Annotated in this window: 23 protein-coding genes and 1 tRNA gene; 13 read left to right on the forward strand and 11 right to left on the reverse strand. The window is 41.1% G+C overall.

Annotated features, from left to right (window positions below; genetic code table 11):
* Positions 1 to 53: 53 nt before the first annotated feature.
* The 4 genes from BP74_RS11215 to BP74_RS11230 all read right to left on the reverse strand — a co-directional run bounded on the left by BP74_RS11215 (position 54) and on the right by BP74_RS11230 (position 8,183).
* On the reverse strand, positions 54 to 215 hold the full coding sequence (locus tag BP74_RS11215) for a hypothetical protein (protein ID WP_496374099.1): 162 nt from the start codon (positions 213 to 215) through the stop codon (positions 54 to 56).
* Positions 215 to 2,707 (reverse strand): PIG-L family deacetylase, encoded by a 2,493-nt coding sequence (locus tag BP74_RS11220; RefSeq protein WP_496374101.1) that lies wholly within the window; start codon positions 2,705 to 2,707, stop codon positions 215 to 217. Before BP74_RS11220 ends, BP74_RS11215 begins: the two co-directional genes overlap by 1 nt.
* 78 nt (positions 2,708 to 2,785) lie before the next feature.
* A complete protein-coding gene (locus tag BP74_RS11225) occupies positions 2,786 to 5,287 on the reverse strand; it encodes a M14 family metallopeptidase (RefSeq protein ID WP_496374103.1) in 2,502 nt (833 codons plus the stop codon).
* Positions 5,288 to 5,375: 88 nt separating this feature from the next.
* The gene (locus BP74_RS11230) at positions 5,376 to 8,183 is read right to left on the reverse strand and encodes a TonB-dependent receptor (protein WP_496374105.1); all 2,808 of its coding nucleotides are present in this window, start codon (positions 8,181 to 8,183) and stop codon (positions 5,376 to 5,378) included.
* 177 nt (positions 8,184 to 8,360) lie between these two features.
* Here BP74_RS11230 and ggt point away from each other — a divergent pair, with 177 nt between their 5' ends.
* Together ggt and BP74_RS11240 are read left to right on the forward strand one after the other, a co-directional pair.
* Positions 8,361 to 10,076 (forward strand): gamma-glutamyltransferase, encoded by a 1,716-nt coding sequence (gene ggt / locus BP74_RS11235; RefSeq protein WP_496374107.1) that lies wholly within the window; start codon positions 8,361 to 8,363, stop codon positions 10,074 to 10,076.
* A 23-nt stretch (positions 10,077 to 10,099) separates the two neighbouring features.
* Positions 10,100 to 10,603: a DUF1572 family protein gene (locus tag BP74_RS11240; protein WP_496374109.1), complete on the forward strand. Its 504-nt coding sequence runs from the start codon at positions 10,100 to 10,102 to the stop codon at positions 10,601 to 10,603.
* Positions 10,604 to 10,621: 18 nt separating this feature from the next.
* Here BP74_RS11240 and BP74_RS11245 read toward each other — a convergent pair whose 3' ends face one another.
* From BP74_RS11245 to BP74_RS11260, 4 genes are all read right to left on the reverse strand, one after another.
* Positions 10,622 to 11,110 carry a hypothetical protein gene (locus BP74_RS11245; protein WP_496374111.1) on the reverse strand — a complete coding sequence of 163 codons (489 nt, stop codon included), beginning with the start codon at positions 11,108 to 11,110 and terminating at the stop codon, positions 10,622 to 10,624.
* Between the two features lie 123 nt (positions 11,111 to 11,233).
* The gene (gene rpiA / locus BP74_RS11250) at positions 11,234 to 11,914 is read right to left on the reverse strand and encodes a ribose-5-phosphate isomerase RpiA (RefSeq protein ID WP_496374113.1); all 681 of its coding nucleotides are present in this window, start codon (positions 11,912 to 11,914) and stop codon (positions 11,234 to 11,236) included.
* A gap of 40 nt (positions 11,915 to 11,954) precedes the next feature.
* Complete coding sequence (locus BP74_RS11255) at positions 11,955 to 12,569, reverse strand: HAD family hydrolase (RefSeq protein WP_496374115.1); 615 nt, start codon at positions 12,567 to 12,569, stop codon at positions 11,955 to 11,957.
* 78 nt (positions 12,570 to 12,647) lie between these two features.
* Positions 12,648 to 13,379: a LexA family transcriptional regulator gene (locus BP74_RS11260; protein WP_496374117.1), complete on the reverse strand. Its 732-nt coding sequence runs from the start codon at positions 13,377 to 13,379 to the stop codon at positions 12,648 to 12,650.
* Between the two features lie 105 nt (positions 13,380 to 13,484).
* On the opposite strand from BP74_RS11260, the gene BP74_RS11265 reads away from it, so the two are divergent.
* The 11 genes from BP74_RS11265 to BP74_RS11315 all read left to right on the forward strand — a co-directional run bounded on the left by BP74_RS11265 (position 13,485) and on the right by BP74_RS11315 (position 21,270).
* Entirely contained in the window at positions 13,485 to 13,787 is a 303-nt protein-coding gene (locus BP74_RS11265) for a hypothetical protein (protein ID WP_496374119.1), read from the forward strand.
* A gap of 36 nt (positions 13,788 to 13,823) precedes the next feature.
* Complete coding sequence (locus BP74_RS11270; RefSeq protein ID WP_496374120.1) at positions 13,824 to 14,684, forward strand: AAA family ATPase; 861 nt, start codon at positions 13,824 to 13,826, stop codon at positions 14,682 to 14,684.
* The gene (locus tag BP74_RS11275; protein ID WP_496374122.1) at positions 14,659 to 15,144 is read left to right on the forward strand and encodes a hypothetical protein; all 486 of its coding nucleotides are present in this window, start codon (positions 14,659 to 14,661) and stop codon (positions 15,142 to 15,144) included. The genes BP74_RS11270 and BP74_RS11275 overlap by 26 nt, the downstream gene beginning before the upstream one ends.
* A 30-nt stretch (positions 15,145 to 15,174) precedes the next feature.
* Positions 15,175 to 15,456: a hypothetical protein gene (locus BP74_RS11280; protein ID WP_496374124.1), complete on the forward strand. Its 282-nt coding sequence runs from the start codon at positions 15,175 to 15,177 to the stop codon at positions 15,454 to 15,456.
* A gap of 53 nt (positions 15,457 to 15,509) precedes the next feature.
* On the forward strand, positions 15,510 to 16,145 hold the full coding sequence (locus tag BP74_RS11285; protein ID WP_496374126.1) for a hypothetical protein: 636 nt from the start codon (positions 15,510 to 15,512) through the stop codon (positions 16,143 to 16,145).
* A gap of 88 nt (positions 16,146 to 16,233) precedes the next feature.
* A tRNA-Asp gene (locus tag BP74_RS11290) sits at positions 16,234 to 16,307 on the forward strand.
* 254 nt (positions 16,308 to 16,561) lie between these two features.
* On the forward strand, positions 16,562 to 17,809 hold the full coding sequence (locus BP74_RS11295) for a site-specific integrase (protein WP_496374128.1): 1,248 nt from the start codon (positions 16,562 to 16,564) through the stop codon (positions 17,807 to 17,809).
* 241 nt (positions 17,810 to 18,050) lie between these two features.
* Positions 18,051 to 19,232 (forward strand): hypothetical protein, encoded by a 1,182-nt coding sequence (locus tag BP74_RS11300; RefSeq protein WP_496374130.1) that lies wholly within the window; start codon positions 18,051 to 18,053, stop codon positions 19,230 to 19,232.
* A 134-nt stretch (positions 19,233 to 19,366) separates the two neighbouring features.
* Positions 19,367 to 19,678, forward strand: a complete 312-nt coding sequence (locus tag BP74_RS11305; protein WP_496374132.1) for a helix-turn-helix domain-containing protein — start codon at positions 19,367 to 19,369, stop codon at positions 19,676 to 19,678.
* 56 nt (positions 19,679 to 19,734) lie between these two features.
* Complete coding sequence (locus tag BP74_RS11310; RefSeq protein WP_496374134.1) at positions 19,735 to 20,886, forward strand: hypothetical protein; 1,152 nt, start codon at positions 19,735 to 19,737, stop codon at positions 20,884 to 20,886.
* A 63-nt stretch (positions 20,887 to 20,949) separates the two neighbouring features.
* The gene (locus tag BP74_RS11315; protein WP_496374136.1) at positions 20,950 to 21,270 is read left to right on the forward strand and encodes an ArsR/SmtB family transcription factor; all 321 of its coding nucleotides are present in this window, start codon (positions 20,950 to 20,952) and stop codon (positions 21,268 to 21,270) included.
* 174 nt (positions 21,271 to 21,444) lie between these two features.
* Here the strand turns inward: BP74_RS11315 and BP74_RS11320 are convergent, their stop codons facing one another.
* From BP74_RS11320 to BP74_RS11330, 3 genes are read right to left on the reverse strand one after another with little or no spacing between them, the layout of a single operon-like run.
* Complete coding sequence (locus tag BP74_RS11320; protein ID WP_496374138.1) at positions 21,445 to 22,632, reverse strand: glycoside hydrolase family 76 protein; 1,188 nt, start codon at positions 22,630 to 22,632, stop codon at positions 21,445 to 21,447.
* A gap of 48 nt (positions 22,633 to 22,680) precedes the next feature.
* A complete protein-coding gene (locus BP74_RS11325; protein WP_496374140.1) occupies positions 22,681 to 23,901 on the reverse strand; it encodes a glycoside hydrolase family 76 protein in 1,221 nt (406 codons plus the stop codon).
* The gene (locus BP74_RS11330) at positions 23,901 to 25,070 is read right to left on the reverse strand and encodes a SusE domain-containing protein (RefSeq protein WP_496374142.1); all 1,170 of its coding nucleotides are present in this window, start codon (positions 25,068 to 25,070) and stop codon (positions 23,901 to 23,903) included. The genes BP74_RS11325 and BP74_RS11330 overlap by 1 nt, the downstream gene beginning before the upstream one ends.
* Positions 25,071 to 25,072 lie beyond the last annotated feature (2 nt).

Raw genomic sequence — 25,072 nt, forward strand, 5'->3', positions numbered from 1 at the left:
TTAATTGTAATCGTGATACCTGAATACTCTCCTAACAGATGCCAGCGACTTTCTTACCGTCTTTTCAGCATACTGGAACCTAAAAATCCAAGCGCTAATCCTATGATCAACCCAAGTTGCACTCTCCTGATAAATATCCCTATGGCCAGGCCCAACAGGATCACAAAGAAAAACGCAATGGTACCTCTCGTCTGGTCGGGTTTCTTCTCTGGCATCAAAATTCCTTTTTACGGTTCAGTGCAATGATATTGGCCAATAACCTGTATGCACCCGGAACTCCTGCAGGCAATTCCCTGAAAAATACCAAACCGGTATATGTAAAATAACCTTTCCCATATTTACTTATCATGAGGCTGCCATCATCAGGGGCTTCGCCAGGATCATTCATACGCAATATAGATTGAAAAGTACTGTCCTTGCTTGCACCGTGATAGATGCTTCGTTCCTGCACCCAGTCCTTAAAATCACTGGAAGTTATCTCGTTAGGAAAATGTAACACAGGATGATTGGGATCGATAAAACTCACTGCAGCATTTTCATCGGTTATACGATTACGCGTGATAGTGAGGTCATATGGGGCAATTTTAGCCCTTACTGGTCCAATATTATTACTTGTATTGTATTGTACAATGAGATTGCCTCCATTCTGAACATACTTCATCAGCTTTTCATAATGGTTATTCATCCACTCATTGGTATTATAAGCCCTGATGCCCGTTATGATGGCATCATACTGGTCCAAATGATTTCTTGATAATTCCTTGTCTCCCAGCAAGGTCACGTCGTATCCCATTTGCTCCAAACCTTCAGGCACCTTGTCTCCTGCCCCAACTATATAACCTATCTTTTTCCCCGAAGTCTTGAGGTCTATGTTTAACAGCTTTACGCCATCTGAATAAAAATACCTGATGGTAGGAATATGATCATAATTGATGCTGGTCATTGCCAGGTAAGCATATTTATCCTGGCCATTTTCTGTAAAGTCCGCAAAAGGCTGTACATAATCTGTTTCCTTATTCAATTTTTCATTGGAAAGCATGAAAGAATATTCCCTGGTATTATTCTTACTAAAACTAACAGGACCCTGTTTTTGGGAAATATCGAAATTGGCTGAACGTATTCTTGGCACCATGCTGCTGGCAACAATGTTTTTGTTGGCAGCAGCCACAAGGGTGATCTCCTTTGATTGCAATTTACCTTTCTGGAATAATACAACATCAGGAGAAGAGTACACGGTCATGGGTGGAATAACAAATACAGGCTCATACAATTCGCCTTTTACAGGATCTGTATGTTTGTATTGAACTGGCTTTTCGAATGAAAGTGTATCCTTTCCAAACAGGAGATTAAAATGCGCAACATAAGCAGGTGTGATATCAGCCTGGCCAATCAATAACTGGTCATTTACCTGGAAGATCCCTTCTTCCATTTTTTCTTTTAACCAATATGGCTGACTTAAAGATTTTGAAGGACTTACCAAAAGAGACCTTGTTATAGACAGGTTTTGGTTGGGTAATAATGGAGATCTGACAATACTATCAATATTCTCAATGGAAAAGCCGGCAACTGATACCTGGACGCCACTCCTGTTATTCATTACCAGGTTGACCTTCAGCGAATCACCCTGCACGGCATTCTGAACATCTGTAGTGGCTTCTATAAACAGGCCGCTTGCCTGTTCCACCAGTTTATCTATTTCTGTAAGCTTCCGGTTCCTCCAGTAACTTCCAGGCATAGTTTGTAAAGCCTTGCGTATTTCTAAAAGTGCGGGTACTGATTTTTGTGGTGCTACAAAATCGAAATCAGTTGACAATTTGCTGACCAGTTTTTCTATGGCACCACCTCCGGGCACTCTTTGCCAGTTGGTAATTACTTCATCCATCAGGTTTGTAGAAGGTTCGCTGCCACCTGTGGTTATAAAAAATTCAAATGCCTCACCCCTGCTGGCCGGCACACCAAAGCCCTGGCTTTTATGCTGGCTGCGGCCCTGTGCCGCTATCTCGCCATAACTTTTGCCTAACACTGCATTATAGCCTCCTACATCAAAATGAAACTGGCTGGCATTGGTAGTGTTGGTACTCCCAAAATTGAATGTATTCCACAAAATGCGTTTCGCCTGCCAGGGTTGAACATATTTCAGTTGCTCCGGGAAACGTTTGGGATCTGCCGCAGCCGTAAAAGCTTCATTGGCCAGTATAGCTGAAGCAGTATGGTGACCATGGCCACCTTCACCGGTAGTAGGAAACCTGGTTATGATTACATCCGGTTGAAATTTCCGGATGACCCATACCACATCAGATAGAATTTTTTCCCTATTCCATTTAGTGAAGGTTTCTGCAGGCGTTTTGGAGTAACCAAAATCATAAGCCCTGGTAAAGAATTGTTCGGCACCATCAATTTTCCTGGCAGAAAGCAATTCCTGTGTGCGGACAAGGCCCAATGATATTCCCTGTTCATCGCCTATCAGGTTCTGCCCGCCATCGCCACGGGTGAGGGACAAATAGCCAGTCCTGTACAACCTGTCCTTAGACAGGTAGGCCAGCAGCCGGGTGTTCTCATCATCCGGGTGAGCAGCTATATACAGCACGCTGCCCAATACATTCAGTTTTTTTATTCCAAGGTATATATCAGCAGATGTATAGGTAGTTTGAGCAAAGGAAGAAAATATGGAGTAGATACAAATTATGGCCAGGAGTGTTTTCTTCATGCAGTTCCAATTAAAATAAAGCGTGAAATAAATAAAAAGAAGCCGATTAGTATTACCCCCGGTAATATTTATAAAATTTTATTGCCCTACAAGAAATACGGCATTGGAAAATAACAGTTTACCATTCTCCCAAAAGCTTCTGAATAATACATCATCTGCAAGATAGGTTACCGTACCCTGCCCAATATCCTGTACACCGAATAATAAACCATCCTGCAGTCGTGTTTGCAATTTAGCACCTACAAAACCAGCTACTTGTTTTTCCTTTTTGATAACGCCTACATTCCAGCCGCTTTCCTTGATAAACTCGTATATAGCGTCATCATTTTTAAGCGTATAATAATATTCGGGGAAACCAAAAGCAAGAGGATGGGTATTATCCAGGTCAACGCGAAATATGGAACCGGGTGTGGTGTTGGGAATAAAGTCCCGTTCCCTGTCCTGGTATTTTTTCAATGAAGCATATATATCCTTTGTGTCAGCCTCTTCTTCCTTCTTTTGTTTGATGGACCAATCCAGCCGTGCCATTTGAGCCACAGCTGATTCCAATGCAATTACATGCCCTCCCCCTTGTATCCATGTTTTCAGCATATCCGTCTGCGGCTTGTCGGACATAAAGCGGTAATTGCCATCGGGCAGGATCAAAACATCGTAGTTGCTCCAGTTGATACGGCTGACATCATTGGCATTGATCAAAGTAATAGGATAATGAAGTTGCTGATCAAAGAAATGCCAAACTTCCCCTATACTTAAAGAACTAACGCCATCGCCGGTGAGCATGGCCACCCTCCGTTTAGCCAAAGGACGTATATAAGGACTGCCTAGGTCATAACCCTTGTCAACAAAACCAGATGATACAGGAGTAAGCTGGATCTTAAACTGCGTGGCAATATGTTGTATGGAGTCCCAGAGTTTTGGAAAGAACTGGTTGCTGGTTTTTAATACCAGCACTGTACCTCTCTGGAATTCCTTGTTGCCAATAGAAAATGCCTGTTCACTGAAGCGAAGCTTCACACCCCTTTGCATTAGGTTGGTTACCAACTTTACACTTTGCACACTATTCCATGGAATGGCATATCCATAGCTTTCATTACCTGCATTATTGATCACGGTAGTATCCAACTTCCCTCCGGGCGTCACTAATTGCTTTGTGGCAAATGATTTTACTCCATACACATAGGGCAAGGCCCACGCCGTAATATCATAAGTGACACTATCGGAAAGGCGGGTGGCAGGTTCAAATAATACTTTCACCAATGTGCCTTTTGGCTGGGCAGAAGGGACAACAATATCTGAACCGGTAAGCGTAAATGAACCCTCTTTGCCGGTATCATAATTATATCCTTTATATGCACCAGGCTTACCGGTTGTATATTCAATTTTATTCTTATCAAGCAATTCCGTAAGGGCATTGATGCGTCCTGCATCCTGTGCAGAATACTTTATCACATAGGCTTTATAATCCCCTATACCCTTCATGGAATTTTTATAGTAATCCTGGAATTGGCTGATTAGTTTAGAAGCGTTTTGAGAGGCTACTTCAACCGTACTCAGACCTGTTGTATAATGGTGCGTTACCCTGTCAAGTAATGTCAGGGTATCTCCATTACTATTTACAACCATTAAAGCACCGGCAGCCTGGCCCCCCTGTTCATAGGTCATACCTATGGCCCCGTTATACAACGGGTAGGTATCTCCGTAAGAAGGATACAAGAGGTCGAACCTTTCTTTGGTGAAATATAACCATCCTTTTTCATCAAAATAACGTGCATGATTCAGGCCAATGGTTTTTTGAAAATCTCTTTGCCATGGCGTGATCACCTCATGAAATGGTTCTGCTGCAGGGGCAAAATAATAGGGAGCATCAATACCCTGCTCATGAAAATCCACATGCACCTGTGGCAGCCATGCATTATATAGTTGTAAACGTTGCTGCGTTTCGAGTTGCGTCTGCCACACCCAGTCCCTGTTCAGGTCAAAATAATAATGATTACTTCTCCCTCCCGGCCATGGTTCGCGGTGCTCTCTTGCATCCAATGAGGCATTGGCTTGTGCTCCGGCTACGGAATTAAACCAGTTTACGTAACGGTCGCGCCCGTCCGGGTTTAAGCAGGGATCCAGAATCACCAGTGTATTTTGCAACCATTGTTTTGTTTTGGCATTGGAAGGATCAACAAGAGCGAAAAGCGTTAGCAAAGAAGCTTCAGAAGAGGAAGTTTCATTTCCATGTACATTGTAACTTAACCATACAACCGCTGGTGTGTTATTTACAGATCCACCTTCTGCCATTTTTGCTAATGCCTGGTTGTTATGACGGATGGATTCCAGGTTGGCGATAGTAGTAGCATTGGAAACATACGCTACCAGCAGTTCTCTTCCTTCATATGTACGTCCGTAGCTTTGGAGTTTTACCATGGAAGGAACCTTTGCAGCGACATATTTATAATACTCTACCAACCGCCAGTGCGGTGTGAACCTGGTGCCTATCTTATATCCAAGGAATTCTTCCGGGGATTGCAGTTGTGCGAAGGATACAGCACAAAAGATTACAGCAGCCAGTAAAGCACCCAACTTTTTCATAGCAGGAAATAACAACCAAAAAATGAATTCAACAAAAAAGGTTCGGGAATACGATCCCCGAACCCTTTTATATGAAGACATTAAAAAACTATAATGACAATTCCACTCTTCCAAAAATATAGCGGCCATTATAACCGAACTGGGTGGCCCTCCTGGAATAAATGAACTGGTTGGATGTCCTTGTGGCAGGGTCCAAAGTTTCATCCGGGTAAACATCAAGGAGGTTATTAGCACCAACTGACAAACGAAGGTTTTCTGTCAATTTGTAACCTATTGATGCATCCGTGATCACTTTGGAACCATATACCTGTTGTGCAGCAACAACATTAGTAGCTTCTGTCACTTCACCAAACCACACATTGCGCACAAAGAAATTGAATTTGCTGATGCCGTAAGTTAGGGTAAGACCTACCTTTTGACGGGGTACAGAGCGCTCCAGGAACAACCGGTTTGATTCACTGAAATAAATGCTTTCTTTTCCTTTTAACAGGTCTGATGCCTTGATAGCTCCCACTTGTTTGGTTTCCGTGATATTGCCTGAAAGGTCAGCACGGAAATTACCACCTCCCAATTTTAGTCCATAGGAAACCACCAGGTCAACGCCCTTTGTTTCCGTATTGATGGCATTGGCAAAGAACTGGGCCCTGTTGGCATTGGCCAACGCGAGCAGCCGATATATTTCCTGGTCGGTAGGTGAAGCTGTTGAAGAATTACTGCCCTGGAACAAATCAGTATATACAATCCGGTCATTGATACGGATATAATATCCATCAAGTGTAATTTTAAAATCACCCACATTCCCCGTAAAGCCTGCGCTGACATTTTTGGATTTCTCCGGACGCAGTTTGGGTATACCCAGTAGTTCTGCCGGCCGGCTGTCATTAGGAAAAGTTCCCACCTCATAAGGAATGCCTGCAACAAATAATGTAGATGTTGTTGATAAATAACGCTGGTGCAGTGAAGGTGCCCGGAAGCCTGTGCTCACGGAAGCCCTTATGGCAAAATTCTCTCCTACTTTATAGCGCATGGCCAGTTTGCCGTTCACTGTGGATCCAAAATCATTGTAATTCTCTAATCTACCCGCAACATCCACCAGGAAGGCAGGCGAGAAATTAAATTCTATATCACCATAAGCAGCTATGGCACTTCTTGTAGCGTTCACCGCATTTTCCGGGCGGAAGCCCGGGAATGATTGGGCACCCCCACCTCGGGCTGAACTATCGGCACCACCAAAACGTGTACTGACAGGGCCTTTAGGATCAGGCACCAGTATAGGTTTGCCATTGGCATCAACACCAACCTGCCGGGCATTGCCATAATTGGTATAGGAGGCTTCTTCACCAGCCAGTAACTGGTACCTTTCAAAGCGATGCTCAGCACCAAAGCCTATATTGATCCCGCTTAACTCCTCAAACCTTTTAGAAAAATCAAGGTTGGTAGTATTCTGTGTGAAAATGGGTCCACCGGAATTAAACCTTGTTGGCGAAGTTTTTTCCATGGAAGCATTGATGGTATTTACCACCCTGAATATAAACTGGTTCTGCCCAAACGTATTGCTGAAATCAACATCCCATCCTCTCAATTTACTCCTGATGCCCAGGGACAAGGATTTATCATATATATCTGAATGAATCTCTGGTAAAAAACCCAGCGGGTATATTTCTATGACATTATTGGCAATAGAAGGTAGCCGGCGGTTAGCCGCTGCCTGGCCATTCCTGTATCCAATACCTCCAAAGACATAGAATTCGGTACCATTGTCATCCATTGGAAAAGCACCATTCAACATGAACTGGCCACTTCTTAAAAGGGACTGTCCAACTCTCTGTTTAAAGTCTCCTCTTGTTAATTTGTTAGCCGACAAAAATGAATCCGTAGCATCTACTGTTTGCACCACTCCGGAAGAATTTCTTCCGTTATATCTTGAATAAATCACGCCTGTGCGGTCACCCGCCCTGTTGGTATAATTGCGATAGTCGTATGAACCGGAAAAATTCATGAAACCACCTTTCTGGCCCATGGGTATGCCGAAGTTGATGGCTGTTTGCACGGTCTCTCCATCCGTTACTGATTTACCCTGGAATTTGGTAACATTTTCACCACCAGTGAGGGATGCTGTGACTTTATTAACGCTGCTTTTTAAAATAATATTAATGACACCGGCAATGGCATCACTGCCATATTGTGCTGCAGCACCATCCCTGAGGATCTCAACACGATCAATCGAGGAAACGGGGATCGAATTCAGATCGGTTCCTACAGAGCCACGGCCAAAAGTGCCATTCAGATTAACCAGCGCTGTATTGTATCTTCTTTTTCCATTGATCAGAACCAATACCTGGTCAGGTCCCAATCCGCGGAGCGAGGCAGGGTCAATATGGTCCGTTCCATCAGCAACAGTTTGTGTTCCTGAATTAAAGGAAGGGGCAGCATAGGTAAGTATCTGATTGATATAAACCTGGGGTGCATCACCGGCCAGTTTTTTAATATCGATCACATCAACCGGTGCAGGTGTTTCCAATTGTGTCCTGGGTAAAGAACGGGAGCCCAGGACAACCACTGCCTGCTCCTGCCCTCTTTCCTCCAGCACAAAATCCACCATGACGGTAGACTCACTGGTCACTGTAACTGTTTTCTTTGCCGTGGAGAATCCTACATAACTGGCATTGACAACGTGCGTGCCGGTTGGCACCAACAGGCTAAAATTACCATCATTGGTGGTGCTTGTTCCTCTTGAGCGTCCCTGGATAGTAACTGATGCGCCACTAAGGGGGTTGCCACTGGCATCTTTTACTGTACCTTTTATTGTCCCGGTTTGGGCGATGGCCCCGATGGCAGTAACCAGGAATAAAAGAAATAATGAACCGTACTTTTTAAGTGATAGTTGATTACTCATAGCAGAATGTTTATTTTAATAAGTAAATCCAGTATAGCAGTGCAATACGTAGTGCCTGGAGAGAGACGAGTTCTTACTCTAATTTAAGATTTTAAGTAGTTATGAGCAAAAAGGATTGGTAATAATGACAGGCAGATTACCGGGCCTTCCTTAACTTAACAGCTTTAAATTCCTGGAATGAATAAACTATCTCCCTTCCTGTTCCTGATATTACTCTCTTGCAGCAGCACCAAAAAGATCATAGATACAAACAATGTCGACCCATGGCATTATACGATCACTAAAAAAATGGTGGTTCAGAAAGGCGCAGTGGTTTCGGCTCATCCACTGGCCAGCGAAGTAGGCGTTGCCATTTTAAAAAAAGGGGGCAATGCTGTTGACGCTGCCATAGCTACCCAACTGGCATTAGCTGTTGTATATCCGGGTGCCGGCAATATTGGAGGAGGTGGCTTTATGGTAGCAAGGCTTGCCAATGGCGAAACACTGGCCCTGGATTACAGGGAAATGGCTCCTTCTTCAGCGCACCGCGATATGTACCTTGATGCCAATGGCAATGTGGTGACAGGAAAAAGCATCAATGGACATTTATCCAGCGGCGTACCTGGTACCATTGCAGGCTTGTTTGCCAGTATGAAATACGCAAAGCTTTCCTTCAGGGAATTGATTCAGCCGGCAATTGACCTGGCCGAAAAAGGCTTTGCCATTTCTGAAAGAGAAGCCAGTTCCCTAAATAGCATTCAGCACGATCTGCAACTATACAACACGCAACCATCCGCATTTCTCAAAACCCCGGGATGGAAAGCCGGAGACACACTGGTACAAAATGAGCTTGCCGCTACGCTTAAGCTAATCAGGGATAAAGGTGAAGCTGGTTTTTACCAGGGAAGGACAGCGGAACTGATAGTGGAAGAAATGAAACGAGGCGGAGGTATCATTACATTAGATGACCTTAAAAACTATAAGGTAAAGTGGCGTACCCCTCACACATTCGATTACCGGGGTTATACCATTGTGTCGATGCCTATGCCTAGCAGCGGGGGTATTTTATTACACCAGATGCTCAAAATGCTGGAAGACAAGCCGGTTGCCTCTTACGGTTTTCTTTCTCCCCAGGCAGTGCAATTAATGACGGAAGTGGAGCGCCGTGCCTATGCAGACAGGGCTGAATATATGGGAGATGCGGATTTTTATAAAGTCCCGGAAGCGCAGCTCACAAATGAAGTCTATCTGAAAAAAAGAATGAGCGATTATCAGCCAGGCATAGCCGGAAACAGCACACAAATAAAGCCGGGGGTATTACAGATAAAGGAAAGCGAACAAACGACACACCTGTCAGTATTGGATGCTGAAGGCAATGCCGTTTCAGTTACAACTACTTTAAATAATTCCTATGGCAGTAAAACAGTGATTGGCGGTGCAGGTTTTTTTATCAATGATGAAATGGACGACTTTAGTGTAAAACCAGGCGTTCCTAACTTATATGGCGCCGTGGGAGGCGAAGCCAATGCCATTGCGCCCGGCAAGAGAATGTTGAGTTCTATGACCCCTACGCTTGTGTTGAAAGATGGGAAGCCTTTCGTGGTGGTAGGCACACCGGGGGGCACTACAATTCCTACATCGGTGTTTCAAACCATTGTCAATATCATTGATTTTGGCATGAGCGCGGAAGATGCTGTAAACAAACCGAAGTTTCACCACCAGTGGCTGCCTGATCAAATAGATGTCGAAAGGTCTTTTCCGGAAGCAACAAGAACTGCACTTCAAAAAATGGGCTATACAATCAAAGAACGCGGCTCCATTGGCCGTACTGAAGTGATCAAAAAAACACCGGGAGGCATGGAAGCTGTTGCAGACAACCGCGGAGATGATGGGGCTGCAGGCTACGCACCATGATTATTAAAAGGTAATATCATCTTATGGAAATAGGAACTGCATTCCTTGAAAGTGCCATCAAACGTTTTAGGGAATACAAAACGCTTGGCGATAAAACATTCGCTCAATTAGCAGGAAAGGATTTGCATTTTCAACCCAACGAAGCGTCTAACAGCATTGCCATCATTATACAGCACATGCATGGAAATATGATAAGCCGCTGGACTAACTTCCTGAATGAAGATGGAGAAAAAGACTGGCGACAAAGAGATGAAGAATTTGAAGTAAATGATCTATCCCCGGAGCAACTGATACAAAAATGGGAAGAAGGCTGGAATCTTTTATTTCGAACACTGGGTTCCTTAACCGCTGAAGATTTACTAAAACAAATTACTATTCGTCAGCAGCCATTAGTAGTAGTTGATGCCATCAATCGGCAACTGGCACATTATAGTACGCATGTCGGGCAGATCGTTTACCTTGGAAAATGGATCAGGGGGAATCAATGGACATCATTATCCATTCCTAAAAAATCTCCGGCACATTAAAAATAATTCAGACTATCACTACTGTTTTGTAGCAACACTAGTTTTATATTGAAGTGTAATATTATAGTCTCCTGCCTCTACCAGCTTAAAAGGCGATCTTGCTTCAGCTGGAAGTTTATCCCAAAGGTCTGCTGATTTCCCTTTAAAGGAAATGTCCAGCAGGGCAGCCGATTGCTTGTATTGCATGTTCACGGCTTTGACGCCTTTTATTTTTTTCAGATCATCTTTCAATATGGCCAGGTTATTATCGTCATACTCTATATTGGAAATATAGATGGAAATCGTATCTCTTTTATTTCCAAAAAGTGAATTGAACGAGGTTTTAAGATCATTCATTGCCATCTTTATTGAATCGGTCCTACCAGCTAACGATTGATTGACGGAAGGACCTGTAGGCTGGGCCGTTTTAGAACCTGAAGAAGTATTGGCCCTTGTTGTTTGGTTTTGTGCTGCTGCGGAAAAGGAAACGAAAAGAAAAAAAGTAAAATACAGGCAATAAGATTTCATAACCAGTTATTTAGCAGTGATGAAATATCCTGTACGGAAGAAGGGGGTACATCTGACCTGTATAAAGTTAAATTCTTTTCCAATAAACTAAGGAGGACGCTGTTCAACTGAACAGTTACAGATCTATGATGAGTTTCGTTTTAACTCCCTTACTGTTCCATTTTCATTTGCGCTAATTACCAAATCTACCCAGCTATTTGAAAACAAGCCACATTCCACTACTCCCGGAATAGCATGCATATCTTCCTCCATAGCTTTAGGATCTTTAATGGACTGAAACTGGCAGTCAATGATCCAGTTACCATTATCTGTTTTATAAAAATTATCTTCGGACTGACGAACAGTTGCTTTACAACCCAGCGCTTCCAGATGAGGAATGGCAAGATTATAGCCAAAGGGCACCATTTCAACAGCAATGGGAAAACGGCCAAGTGTAGCGGACAATTTGGAATCATCAATAATTACGATAAATAAACTGCTATTAAATGCCAGGATCTTTTCCCTGGTCAACGCACCACCTCCACCTTTCACCAGGTTAAATTGATCATCCACTTCATCGGCTCCATCAATATAAATATCAATAGTTTTTATTTCGGTCATGCCTGCCTGTGGAATTCCACATGCTGCAGCTTGACTTGCAGAAGACAGCGAACTGGATACAGTCCTGATGCGCAGACCATTCTTTACCATCTCTCCTATTTTTTCAATAGCATAGAAAGCCGTGGTACCTGTTCCCAGGCCAACGATCATATCTTCCCTGATGTATTCAACAGCCTTTAATGCTGCCAGTTGTTTGGGATTCATCGCAACAGCTTAATGTAGTAAAACGCATGACGAGGTAGAACTATGGATACTGCTCCAGGATAGTTTTCATTTGTTCAAATCCCGTATGCTGAAATGATGGAATATTCGCTCGACGTGCCGCTTCCACCAGGTAATTACGGTCATCGAAATACAGGCATTCCTGCGTGCTCACCTGGGCTATGCCCAATGCCAGTTTGAAAATACCAGGATCAGGTTTTCTCATAGCCACCTCACAGGAAGAAACAAAGGCATCAAAACAACGATGAAGTCCAAACTTCTTGATGCGGTAATCGTTCAATTCACGTCCTTCATTATTGATGGAAATAACCTTGACCTCTTCCTTTTTGCTTTGCTTCCAGTTGATCAACCATTCCAAAGTTTGGGGCAGTTGCTGTGATTCAGAGAACATAAAGGATTTAAAATCTTCCCTTGTAAAATCGCGCGGCTTATAAAATAAGGTTGTGTCCAGGTATTCATCAAGGGTGAGCTTACCTATTTCGTAAATATTGAAGATGAATTCGTGTAGCGCGTTCATTTCCTCATAATCAAAACCAAAGATCCCTGCGGCTTTTTGCCTTGACGCGTGTCCCCAGCCATTCGTCAATAAAACGCCTCCTATGTCCAGGAACAATACCTTCAGTACAGGTGGTTGCATACGCTTTTATTATAAATATACTGGAAGGCCTGCATAAATGAACACAGAAACTAAAGGCAAAAGGAAAACAAAGCCGGGCTAGGCAATGATCTTAAAATCTTTGGGTTGAGGTGCTTTGGAGCGGATATGCCGGCGTAATTGCCAGACTTGTTTCACTTCCTCCAGCAATAGAGGCACCTGCGGGTATTGCTCCTCGTTATCAGAGATCAACACCCATTCTTTGGGCGATCTTTTAAATACCCGCTTAACAAGAAGTTTATCTGCGGTATGGATGATATATATACAGAAATTCTTTACATCACTCCAGTCTTCAGGGTGCACCATAGTTGCCAGGATAACATCCCTTGCGCTTAGTGTAGGCTCCATGCTATCTCCATCAACTTCAAAGTATCGCCAGATGGCTCCAAGTGAATTAACCCCCGGTGGCAAGGAATATTTTTCGAGGCTATCCATATAATCTACTTGTTCATATGCTTTCACATACCCTGCCTGGGCCTTAATGCCTACCATTGGAACTAAAATAGAAGCTGGATCATTTTTATGATCTCTCCTGGAATCTAAATATTTGTGATTGCCCTGGGAATAAAAAAGTGAAGAGATCCCCAGTATATTCACATCTTGTGAATTTTTTATTAAAGGATTATCCTGCAAAAAGCGCTGAATCTTCTTCCAGGTAGGTTTTTTCATTTCTATTTTACCATTTTCAATTTTACTCACTAATTCACGGCTCATCTTTGCCTTACGGGCAAAATCAGTCTGGCTAAGTCCATATAATTGCCTGATTTCCATTAAGTTATAATTGTTTTCCATAATGTTAAGCTATTGTGAATATTTATGTGAATATTGTGTGGATAATAGGTGAATACGTACCTTTAATATTCACAAATTTAGTTCAAATAATCACAATTCCAAATTATGAGGAAGACTAAAAAAGAATTCACTTTCCGCTTCCCTCTTAAACATAAAGTGGTTCGTGATCTGAAGATTGTCACGGAACATGTGGGTGACCTGGAAGTTGAGGGTATTGGTTATTTTAACCCTAATGCCTCCATGCTTGACATTTTTGACCGTTATGGCGTAGACATAGATTTTGTGAAATGGCATGGTACGGATATTAAACCAGTACTGGAAGTAACGGGCGCCATGGACGAGATCACCGAAGCGGCCATCAGGTATTTTGCTCAAACTTTTGAGAATCGGTTGAAGAAAGCAGCTTAACTGTTACACATTTTATTAATTGAAACAAGAATAAGGATGCAATTAAGAAAAGCAACAAGAAAAAAAGCAAAGATCCGCCTGGGACTTTCAGCAATTTCAGGCGGAGGAAAAACATATAGTGCCATACTCATAGCAAAAGGCCTTTGCGGCGACCTATCCAGGGTGGCTATCATTGATACGGAAAATGGAAGCGCCGACCTATATGCACACCTGGGCGAATACAATGTATTAAGTCTCACAGCTCCCTTTTCCCCAGAACGATATATTGAGGCCATACGATCATGTGAAAAAGCAGGCATGGAGGTTATCATCATTGATTCTATCTCGCAGGAATGGGATGGCAAGGGCGGTTGCCTGGAAATAGTGGAGAGCCTTGGTGGAAAATACCAGGATTGGGCAAAAGTGACACCTCGCCACCAGGCGTTCCTGGAAGCTATTCTTCATAGCCCTTCGCATATCATAACTACCGTGCGTCGCAAACAGGACTATGAAATGATTAAGGACGGCAATAAGTTAAAGATCGAAAAAGCAGGACTTCGTGAGATCACGAGGGAGGGCTTTGAATATGAGCTGACCTTAAACCTTGAAATGGATGCGCAGCACAATGCCTCAGCTTCAAAGGACCGTACTAACCTGTTCATGGGCAAACCAGCATTTGTTCCTTCAGAAGAAACAGGAAAACTGATAGCCAACTGGTGCGAACAGGGTGAAGAAGATTTTACTGTATTAAGACCGGGCAGCGAATGGTACAACAGGGTGGATACCTGCAGTACGCACCGTGACCTGGTTGACCTGTACCAAAGGAATAAACCAGAAGTAGATGCCAATCCATTATTGCAACAATTAATCGCTAACCGTAGAAACCAGATCAATGGAAAAACACTTAACGCAGCATAACTCTTATTCTCTGCCATCTATACGGGAGGGACTTACTAAAACAGAGATTGCGGAGCTGGCAAGCCAATCTGTAGCAGCTCTGATGGAAGAAGGGAATGTATTCCAGGTGGCTGAAGCTTTAGCATCTATGGAAGAATTTGCAAAAGCTGTCCGTAAGAATGAAGGCTATATAGAATTCCTGAGGGAAGAATTATCAAAAAATAATGGCAGGCTTTCCACTCCTTCGGGTGCCAGGATCGAGATCTGCGAGGCAGGGATAAGCTATGATTATTCACACAATGCCGAATGGAATGAGATCAATGAACAGCTAAATTATTGGCAGGCAAGAAAAAAACAGCTGGAAGAAAAACTTCGGAAAATATCTCCTGGGAAAATAATGGTTGACCCGGAAACCGGTGAAGTATTGGAAGGAGCCAATAAAACCTCACGGTCAACTTATCGAATCACCCTGGCCAGGTAAGCAAAATTTGCTGGCCGCAAATTGATCGCTATGACAAAATCTATTTTAAAAGAATGCGTTGAAATCATCAAGGACCTGGTTGATCATGATTACCTGTATTTCAACAATGCCGTGGAAGTAAAGATCACGCCGCATAGCTATCCATTCAGTGCCTGGGCTGTCTCAGTTAGCCCTGCTGATGAACTGTATGTAATGGACAGTGATGAGCAATGGCATAAAGCTGAACTGAATGATACCAATGCCGCATTGGTCATTGGAAGTCTTTACCAGCGCTTAAAGCTGATGCGTGTGAGCTATGCCAAAGCAAGCTAACGATGCAGGAATTATCATCCCTTTTTTAAAATATTCTTATCAGAAAGGATCACATGAATCATACATCAAAAGCAGTTCCCCTGGAAAAAGAGGTTGGGAAGGGTTTGCCAAGGGCTACTCAAAAGACAAAAAAGCAATTTGTGCATTCTTTGGAATATGAGCTCATTGTCGGCCTGGCATTGCAGCAATTTGTAAAAGATGGAAATGCTGATTATCATATGCTGCTTTCCATTCCCTTAACAGAAAGAATTCCGGGCTTTATGCACGAATACGGTCTAAAAAGGATACACCAGCTCATAAAACTATTGGTTAAGGAGTTTTATTCGACTGTTCCACTTAATAAAACCAGCAAACTTTCAGAAACAAAGTTTGCTGTCTGTGCTTGCGAGATCATGCTGGCTGCCATGGAAGACCAGTTAAGCATCGAGGACCTGGTCATTTTCTTTGAGCTAGCCAGGAATGGGAAATATGGAAGTTACAAGGGCTTGCAGGCCCATTTGATAGTCCAACAAAAACTGGAGGATTACAGGCAGGAGCGCTTCGAAGCTTATGTATCGCTAAAAAAGCAAATGCACCAGCAACACAAGAACCTGGGACCTGCAGAAAGAGGATATGGAGAACCTATTGCCCTGCAACAACTCATTAATGAGCAGGAATGGTCCTTATTTCCTTTAAAAAAGATCAGTTAGGGATGCAGGTAAAGGAATTTTTAAAAAGATTTTACTTTGTTTTGGGTGGAATTATTTTCTCTCCTATTTTTGCACCCCCAACGAATAAGGATCGGTAGTTCAGTTGGTTAGAATGCCGCCCTGTCACGGCGGAGGTCGCGGGTTCGAGTCCCGTCCGGTCCGCAAAAAGTTAAACAACAAAGTTCAAAGCCGCTTGAAATGCATGATTTTCAGCGGCTTTTTTCTTTCCCCATGTAAAAGGTGAATCAATTTTGACCAATCTGTTGGAGACCTATTCGGTTACCAACCTTTTCCAGATCTTTGAGGTAACCGAATGCACAATTTTTCAGATGCATTCCTCCTTCTCTATCACTACGAACAAATAAAAGAAGCTAAGGTGCCTTTTAACAAATTTTCAAAATTTAAAAGGTCACCACATGTCCTTACATTCATCCTTCAGTATCCTCTTTTGGATCAAAAAAAATAAACTGAAAAATGGCAAAGCTCCGCTTTATGCAAGAATCACTATTCATGGCCAGCGGGCTGAACTAGCTATCCACCGGGATATTTCGCCTTTAAATTGGAACCCTAAATCACAAATGGTTACCCTTAAAAATGGTGAAGGGAAAGAAATCAATAACTACCTGGCATTGATTAAGGCAAAGCTTTTGAGCTGTCAAAGCAAATTAGAAGCTCGCAACGCCACAATATCTGCAGAAACACTAAAATTGGAATACCAGGGAATAGTGGAGAGACCTAGGATGTTGATGGAAATTATTCAGCAACACAATAATGATATTAAAACCTTATTGGGAAAGGATTATTCCAAAGCTACCTGGGTAAAGTATGAGACAACTAGGAAACATGTTTTGAATTTCTTGCATTGGAAATACAAGATTAAAGACCTGGATATTAAGAAACTCAATTTCGAGTTTATCAATGACTTTGAATTTTACCTCAAGGCAGAAAAAAATATTGATATAAATACTAATGCCAAGTATATCAAAAACCTGAAGAAAATAGTTAGAGAGTGCGTGGCTAAAAACTGGCTTGATAAAGATCCGTTTATGGCTTTCAAAGTCAAGGCTAAAAAAACAGAAAGAGAATTTTTAACCGAACAGGAACTACAAGCAATCCAGGAAAAGCAATTAGCATTTAAAAGATTAGAATATGTAAGAGATATTTTTGTGTTTAGCTGTTATACAGGCCTTGCTTACATCGATATTTTCAATCTTTCAAAGGAAAACATTGCAATAGGTATCGATGGTGAAAAATGGATCTTCACGCACCGTCAAAAAACTGAGACTGCATCAAGAATACCATTATTACCTCCAGCCATGGCAATACTTAATAAATATGCCTACCATACCGAGTGCCAGGCAAAAAACAAATTACTTCCCGTACCCTCCAATCAAAAAATGAATGCATACCTGAAAGAGATAGCAACAGTGTGTTCAATAACCAAAGAGCTGACCTTTCATATGGCCAGGCACACCTTTGCAACCACTGTTACACTAACTAATGGAGTTCCTATTGAATCCATAAGTAAAATGTTGGGTCATACTAAACTCCAAACCACGCAGATCTATGCCAAGATTCTTGATAAAAAAGTGAGCGGAGATATGCAAATGTTACGCAGCAAGCTGAATACAAATATTAAAGAAGCTTCAATAAAAACAGGCTAATAAACAACTATATGATTAAAATCATCTATCAGTATTTTACTGTATATATATTTGCGCTCCCAAATTAACACCGATGAAAATATCAATCTATAATCCGTTCCCCTTCTCCTCTTTTAAGATTCCCCTTAATTCCACCACCCTTTCCTAATTAACCAAATACCGATTTGCTTTTTATATGAACAGCTGCCATGCAGGTGCAGTAATCCTATGCCCCTATAGTGCAGGTTAAATTTTCAGTATTGTGAAACATGCATTGGAACGTCTCGATCATTTGATCGCGATAGAAATAAACCCTCAAAAAAATAATAACCTTAACATAACTGGTAATCACATTGAGAACTGGTCTCTAAATGTAAAATCGGAAATAGAAAATATTGCAAGGTACCTTTTGCGGCGATCCGTAAAACTCAAAAAGGAAAAGGAAATTGAACTACTGGTCCAACAGTATCAGGGCACCATCATTCAATTTTTAGATAAAGTATTTATTTTTAAAAGCGCGTATACTTCACCTCCCTATCAAATTCTTTTTGATTCCATTCTCCAGCAACTGGATGAACTATTGACCCATATAGAACAGCGCTATTACAGGTTTTTTAATCAGGAAGAAAAAGTCCCGGATTGTTACCTTAATTTAATTCAACAGGATATGTCCAGGGAATTAAAACAAGTCCATAAATTCCTTTTGGAATCAATAGATCAAAAACTGGCGGAAATAATTCTCAAACCAATAAAAACCTTCATTAAAACAAAAAATGGAAGCATTTCTTATAAGCAAATGATCTACATGAAAAACCTGGTAAAAGAAATCATTCAATTACCTAATCAGGAATCAATTTCGAAAGATACTATCATTCAGTCTTTGATTTATTGGAACTTCAATAGTACTTCATTAATAAACTTTGCAATCGAAAGAATCCGTCATGAATTGAATACTACTCAACATGAAAAAGTCGAACGGCTTACCGATCAATTAAAAAAAATTAATCTGCTGGTAATGAAACCAGGAGCAGCCTTATATCAACACAAACCATCAGTAAAAGAAAGAATCCAGAGCTGGCTCTTGGAAGAAATTAATTTCATACAAGTCCAGCAATCCTTATTTATTCGTCCTGCGCCATTGGAAAAAGATTCAGAAGATCTAAAAATTAATACATCACTATCTGTACAGCAATTGGCCTTATGGATTAGGGCCGCAAAAGATACAGGGATGATAATTAATAAAAATCATACTGCTCTTTTAAAAACCATGGCACGCATTTTCACAACTCCTCATTCTGAAAGTATTTCTGCTGAAAGCCTGCGGATAAAATCCTATGCTAATGAAAAAAGTGCTCAAAATGCACTAAAAGATTTATTGATGAAGATGTACAAACAGGTTCATAATTATATTTTGATAGCTGTTTTGATCCAAATTATATACTAATTCACAACTCAGATTGAACAATTTTAAAAAATATTAGGTAGTCCTATAGCGGGTTTCACTGGGGTACTGTTACCCCTGTTACTGGTTTCATATGAGCTAAAACCTTCTTTTTGTGCCATAATTAATCACCACATATGGCACAGGAATCAAATCAAAAGAACTACCTGCTTCGCGATCAGTTATTAACCCGTGAGGATCTCTTGACATTCAAACAGGAATTACTGCAGGACCTCAAACACATCCTCCAGCCAGGCACGACACATAATGGTAAACAATGGCTCAAATCCCACGAAGTCATTGCCATGCTTGGAATATCAAGGGGTACACTCCAGAACCTTCGTACAAGTGGCAAACTTAACTCCACGCGTATTGGCGGGCTGCTATTTTATGACTTTGACGATATCAGGATCCTGATGGGTAGCCAAAGCCCTAAGGCCGGAAGATGATCACCATAGTAGGCTGATCTCGCAACTTCCTATTTCAACACTCATACAATCAAACCATGAACTATATCAGGCACCTCAATGCCTTCTTTTCCTTTGTTCGTAGTGATAACAGGCTCACAAGTTCTCATGTGAGCCTTTACTTAGCCCTCTTCCAGTACTGGAATTTTAATCGATTTCAAAACCCCTTTCCCATATACAGGGAAAACATTATGCAGATATGTAAAATTGGCTCTAAGAACACTTATCACAAATGCCTGAAAGATCTTCATGCGAACCATTACATAATTTACCAGGCCGGGATAACAAGACATCAACCGGTTAAGATCACAATCATCAGGTTGTATAAAAAACAGGAACTCAGTTATGACCAATTAGATCTATTTAAAGAGTCAAATAATGAGTTGTCAAACAAGGATATCCACAGTTCAAATGTCCCAATTTTAAGCCCACAACTACCCTCTTATGTCCCGGATTTGGGACACGCTTTAGTCCCGGAATTGACCGGTATTAGTCCCAATTTTGATACTGGTACTGTCCCAAATATGGGACACCTTATAAAACATAAACAAATAAACAGTGTGTGTAAAACACACACATCGGTTTTTGAAAAAAATAAAAAAATACAGGATGTTATAAACAATCCACCCTTTAGGGACCAGGAAGAAAACGTAGCCCCCCGGGTCGCTAATTCGATACAAACGCCAAACCTTCCAGAAGTCGAAGAATTCTTCAGGTCCAACAAATACTCATTGAAAGAAGCCCGCATGTTTTTCTATTACAACAAAGGAAAAGCCTGGAAACTCCCCGGCAACCTGCCTATTGCAGATTGGCAGTCCCTTGCCCATAAATGGATCTTAAATTCTGGGGATCTTGCCCAGGTATCAACAAGTGCTGAATCGATCCAGGAGAAAATCCAGAACCTCTATGAAAGATTTGTAAAAGGTGAACAAATTGCAAAAGAGATCCTTCCTGAGTATTCCGATCATTTGCTACTGCAAATTACTGATTCAATCAAAAGCGAAGCAATTCAGCGCCGCATCAACCAATTAGCCGGCAGCAACGAAAATGCGGATAATAAGCTTTTACAGGCTTATTTAAGTGAAGACGACACAAACCCTCATCTCATCCACGATCTGCCAAATTTGACAGTTCTATGCAAACGATTGGCCGTTTTAAAAACCTTTCAACAATGGAAAGCAGGTGGATGATTTCCTTTTTCCATTTTTCTCCAAATAATATTCATTCATTAATTAATTAAACTCAAACCTCAAATGAAAACTCCATTATTAATCGAAGAAGACAACCTGAAAAAAGCCGCATTGAGATTAAGAGCTATTAATAACAATCTGAGAAAAAATATCCTTCACCTTATTCATAACAATGGCTCCCTTGTCGTCCATGATATTCATACTAATCTGAATATTGAACAACCAGTAGCTTCCCAACATTTGGCCATTTTAAGAAATGCAAATTTGGTTATTACAAAAAGAGAAGGAAGATTTATTTACTATTCAGTGAATTATTTAGAGCTTGATTATATGCACAAAATAGCACATCAATTTTTAGCTATGAGTGATGAAAACTATAACTAGGGAAAAAATATTAGTTTACAAAAAGCATAGGTCTCTGATGACCAAATGTTTTAAATAGTTAAGACACCTCATATTTATTACAACATTATTTATAAAAACAAAGGCAGCCATGGGGCTGCCTTTTTACTGCTTAATGGAACAATTGCTAAGGACTAAACTGCTATCTAAAAATCTTTACCTTAATAGTGCTATTCGAGCATAAAATTCTACCATACATGCTTCGTCCAACAACCATTTGGGCGATGTCATTTCTGCACTGGATAGTTTATTCCAGGCATTATTGATCAATCCAAAATTATCTTTTGATTGTTTCCAGGCATAGTCAACATTTTCAATGATAACATTGATATACTTTGGGTTTCTATCAACATTATACAATGATTCATAGCCCCTGAATAAAACCAATACAAACCAGGGGAGATCCAGAACTGTAATGCGACCCTCTTTGCTTTTCTTTCCAAAAAATGTTAGTGAAGATGAAGCAATTTGTCTGGCTTCCGATAAATAATCTTTTTGTTTGGTAAACTGGTACAGCATTACAGATGCTTCAAGCATGGAACCCGAATTATATGTATAGTAAACTCTGTTTAGACTATTGTCTGCTGTCTTTCGGTCATTACAATATAATCCAATAGAGTCCCTGAGATTAGCATGCATCCAGTCATAAAATCGCTTACCCCAGGTCAAGTACTGTTCATCTTTAGTTGCCTTGTATAATTTCAGAGCCAGCAGTGTGGCCATTCCATTACTGCAGGCAGGTTTTTGATCACCATGTCCTTCCAGCCATGTAACACCCCCTCCTAAAACATCTGACCATCCACTTAATATAAAAGTAAAAGCATCCTTAGCTCTTGACAGATATGCCGGGTCATGGTTCAATTCATATGCCTGCAGGTAATCAATTCCTACAAGACCGTTATCATCATAGTACCGGTCTACTTTTTCCAAAAATGCCGGGTATGCCTGGTATGCTGCAGGACTTCTTGTTGTATCTCTATAACGCTCAATCCCCTTTATAAGTGTATCCAGGAAAGGCTTATATTTTTGATTCTTCCCAGGCAATTCCATCAATTTGATGACGGAAGTAAACATCCCGCTAAATGGCCATAAATAACTAACTGGTTTTGATGCTACCTGACCTTCTTGCATATAGGTCAGTGTATCTTGGTGTTGTTGCGGATAGTATTCCGAAAACAAATCATAGGAAGGTACCCGGTAATAATTCCAGACCTTATGAAAAAATGTCTCTGCACGTGTACCATAGGCATTGTTATACATTTTCGTCTGATATTGCGCCATTACTCCATTTGTAGCAATAACACATAAGACTACAATAACAAATCTTACCATTTTCAACTTCATGCGGTTCACCAGATTTATTTTACTATGCGTGAATTAGCCATTAAGAAATTATTCACCTTTATAAATGGCAATTCGTGAATACACTTCCACCATAACAGCCTGGTTGAGAATCCAGTAATATCTGCCTAATCGGTCTCCTGCCCAGTCCTCATAGAAAAAACCTTCCTTGGTTCTGGCATGATCCCATGCATAATCAGCATTTTTTATAAAGGTGTTGATGTATTCACTGGCAAATGTTTTGTCTATTGCACTTAGATCAAGATAACCTCTGAATAAAATAGCATTAAACCATGGATCATGTTCAGGGTAAAAACGACCAAGATCCCTAACTGGCCTGGTGAAATAATCATAGGAAGCTTTTGCCATAGATTTAGCATCCGACAAATATGATCCATCTTGTGTCACCTCATATAGCAAACAGGCTGCAGTGATCATCTCGCCAACATTATATGACCATTTGGTTGGGTTAACCTTATGATTACTTAATGAAATATCATTCCAGAACATTTTATCTGTAGGATCCTGCATTTTTGTCTTGTTCCAGCTATATAATCGTTTGGCAAAATCAAGATATTCTTGCTTTGGTCGTTTTTTATATACTTCCAGTGCTAGTGTGGCGGCAAATGCTGTGGCGTTGGTTGCCTTAACAGCATTGGGACTATTTATGTCATTCATTCGGTATTGTTCCACCCAGAACAACCCACCACCTTCATCAGTAGATTCACCGGACATGTCAAATAATAAACATGCTTCTGCCCTATCCAGGTAAAATACATCTTGCGATACTTCGTAAGCTTCAATAAGATTTAATCCTACTGTACCATTATCATCATAGAACCGGTCGGCAGGGCCATCTGCTGTTACAGCACTTTGGTAGGCAACAGGCAATCTGGAATTATCCCAATATGCTTCCAAACCTGTTTTGAATGGTTCAAGGTCCAGGTTAGCTCCGGTTTTCTTTAATAAAACTGCCCCTGTAAACACACCAGTATATGGCCAGAAATATGATTGTTTAGGATCACCACCCTGCACAGGATAACTTTCTGAAAAAAGATTTTGACTAGATTGGCTAAAATATTTTTTCACTACATCATTATAAACCTGTGCAGCCCTTACTTTATAAGATACCTTAGTGGTATTGGTTGAATCAGGGTTTACGATCACGGGCTTGTCTACTCTCTGTTTTAAACAGGATGTCAAACCAATGCCCATGATGAAAATGAATGCAACCCCACTGAAGCTCTTGGTTATTGCGCTATAATGTAACATTATTTAATTTTTACTTCATGAATATAAAAGTCACCATCAGCATTGAGGATCAGGCGAACGTCGCAGTTCCTGCCATCAACAGCTGATGCAAACTTGTAGGTATAGCTCCAGTCAATATAAGGCGCATTGGCGGGTTGTTGCATTACTTTAAAATAAGTCAATGGTGTATTAGGATCATCTGGACGGTTTTGATTTTCAGTATTGATACTGCCATAAAATTCCTGCCCAGCAGTACCATCTGCACTTTTTGTATCAAACTGGAATTTATACCGCTCTTCCGGCCATCCTGGATTTAAGAAATGAATCGGCGTATTCAGCGCCTCCCAAATTCCATTTCCTTTGTAATCAAGTGTAGCAATTAAGTAGACGTTATTATTGGCCCATCCTGCCGGCATATACAGACTCACTTTAGTGATCTCTGTTACTTCATTTGCCGCATTATTAAAATCTAGCCTGATCCTGTAGATCTTTTCATCAGCCTGTGTGTTTTCTCCACCTTCTTTAATGGCTGTACCCTGTATTGAATATGTTAGCGGTGTACCTGAGGTCTTATCAACAAAATGGTACGTACCTGGCTTCAATCTGGTAAAGATTTCAAAAACACCATTGGCAACAGCACGCATCTTTATTGCACTTGACAAATTGGCACCACCTTCGGTAGCCGAACCTGTTATATACACATCGGCAGGTATTTCTGAAAAGCCTGCAGGTCTTTCCACTATGAGCTCACGCACTTGTTCTGCCTTTAACGAATTCATTCCTTTAAAGGAGTATACTGTCCACTGCAGCTTGCCTGTATTTAAAGATTCAATGCCTGCAAGCTTGGCAATTTTATTCAGATCTTTATGAGATAAAGAAAGCGTGGTTTGAACACCATTGCCATCAGACACCTTTTTAAATATAGGATTTTGAAAATTTCCTCCCTCCTTATCAAATACAACTTCATATTGCACAAGTGTTCCATCTTCCGCCTTGGCATTTTCCCATTCGAATAAAACAGCAGCAGAAGTTGCAGGCTGAAGTTTTAATGTTTTATTATTATCTGGCGCATATAGATTTTTAACGGCACCAATATTTGTGTTGAGTTCAATATCTTTTTTACAGGAAGACAAGGCACAGATACCCAGGATGAGCATCAGGTTCAAGGTTCCAATTACATATTTTTTCATTA

The sequence above is a fragment of the Flavisolibacter ginsengiterrae DSM 18136 genome (assembly GCF_059568575.1).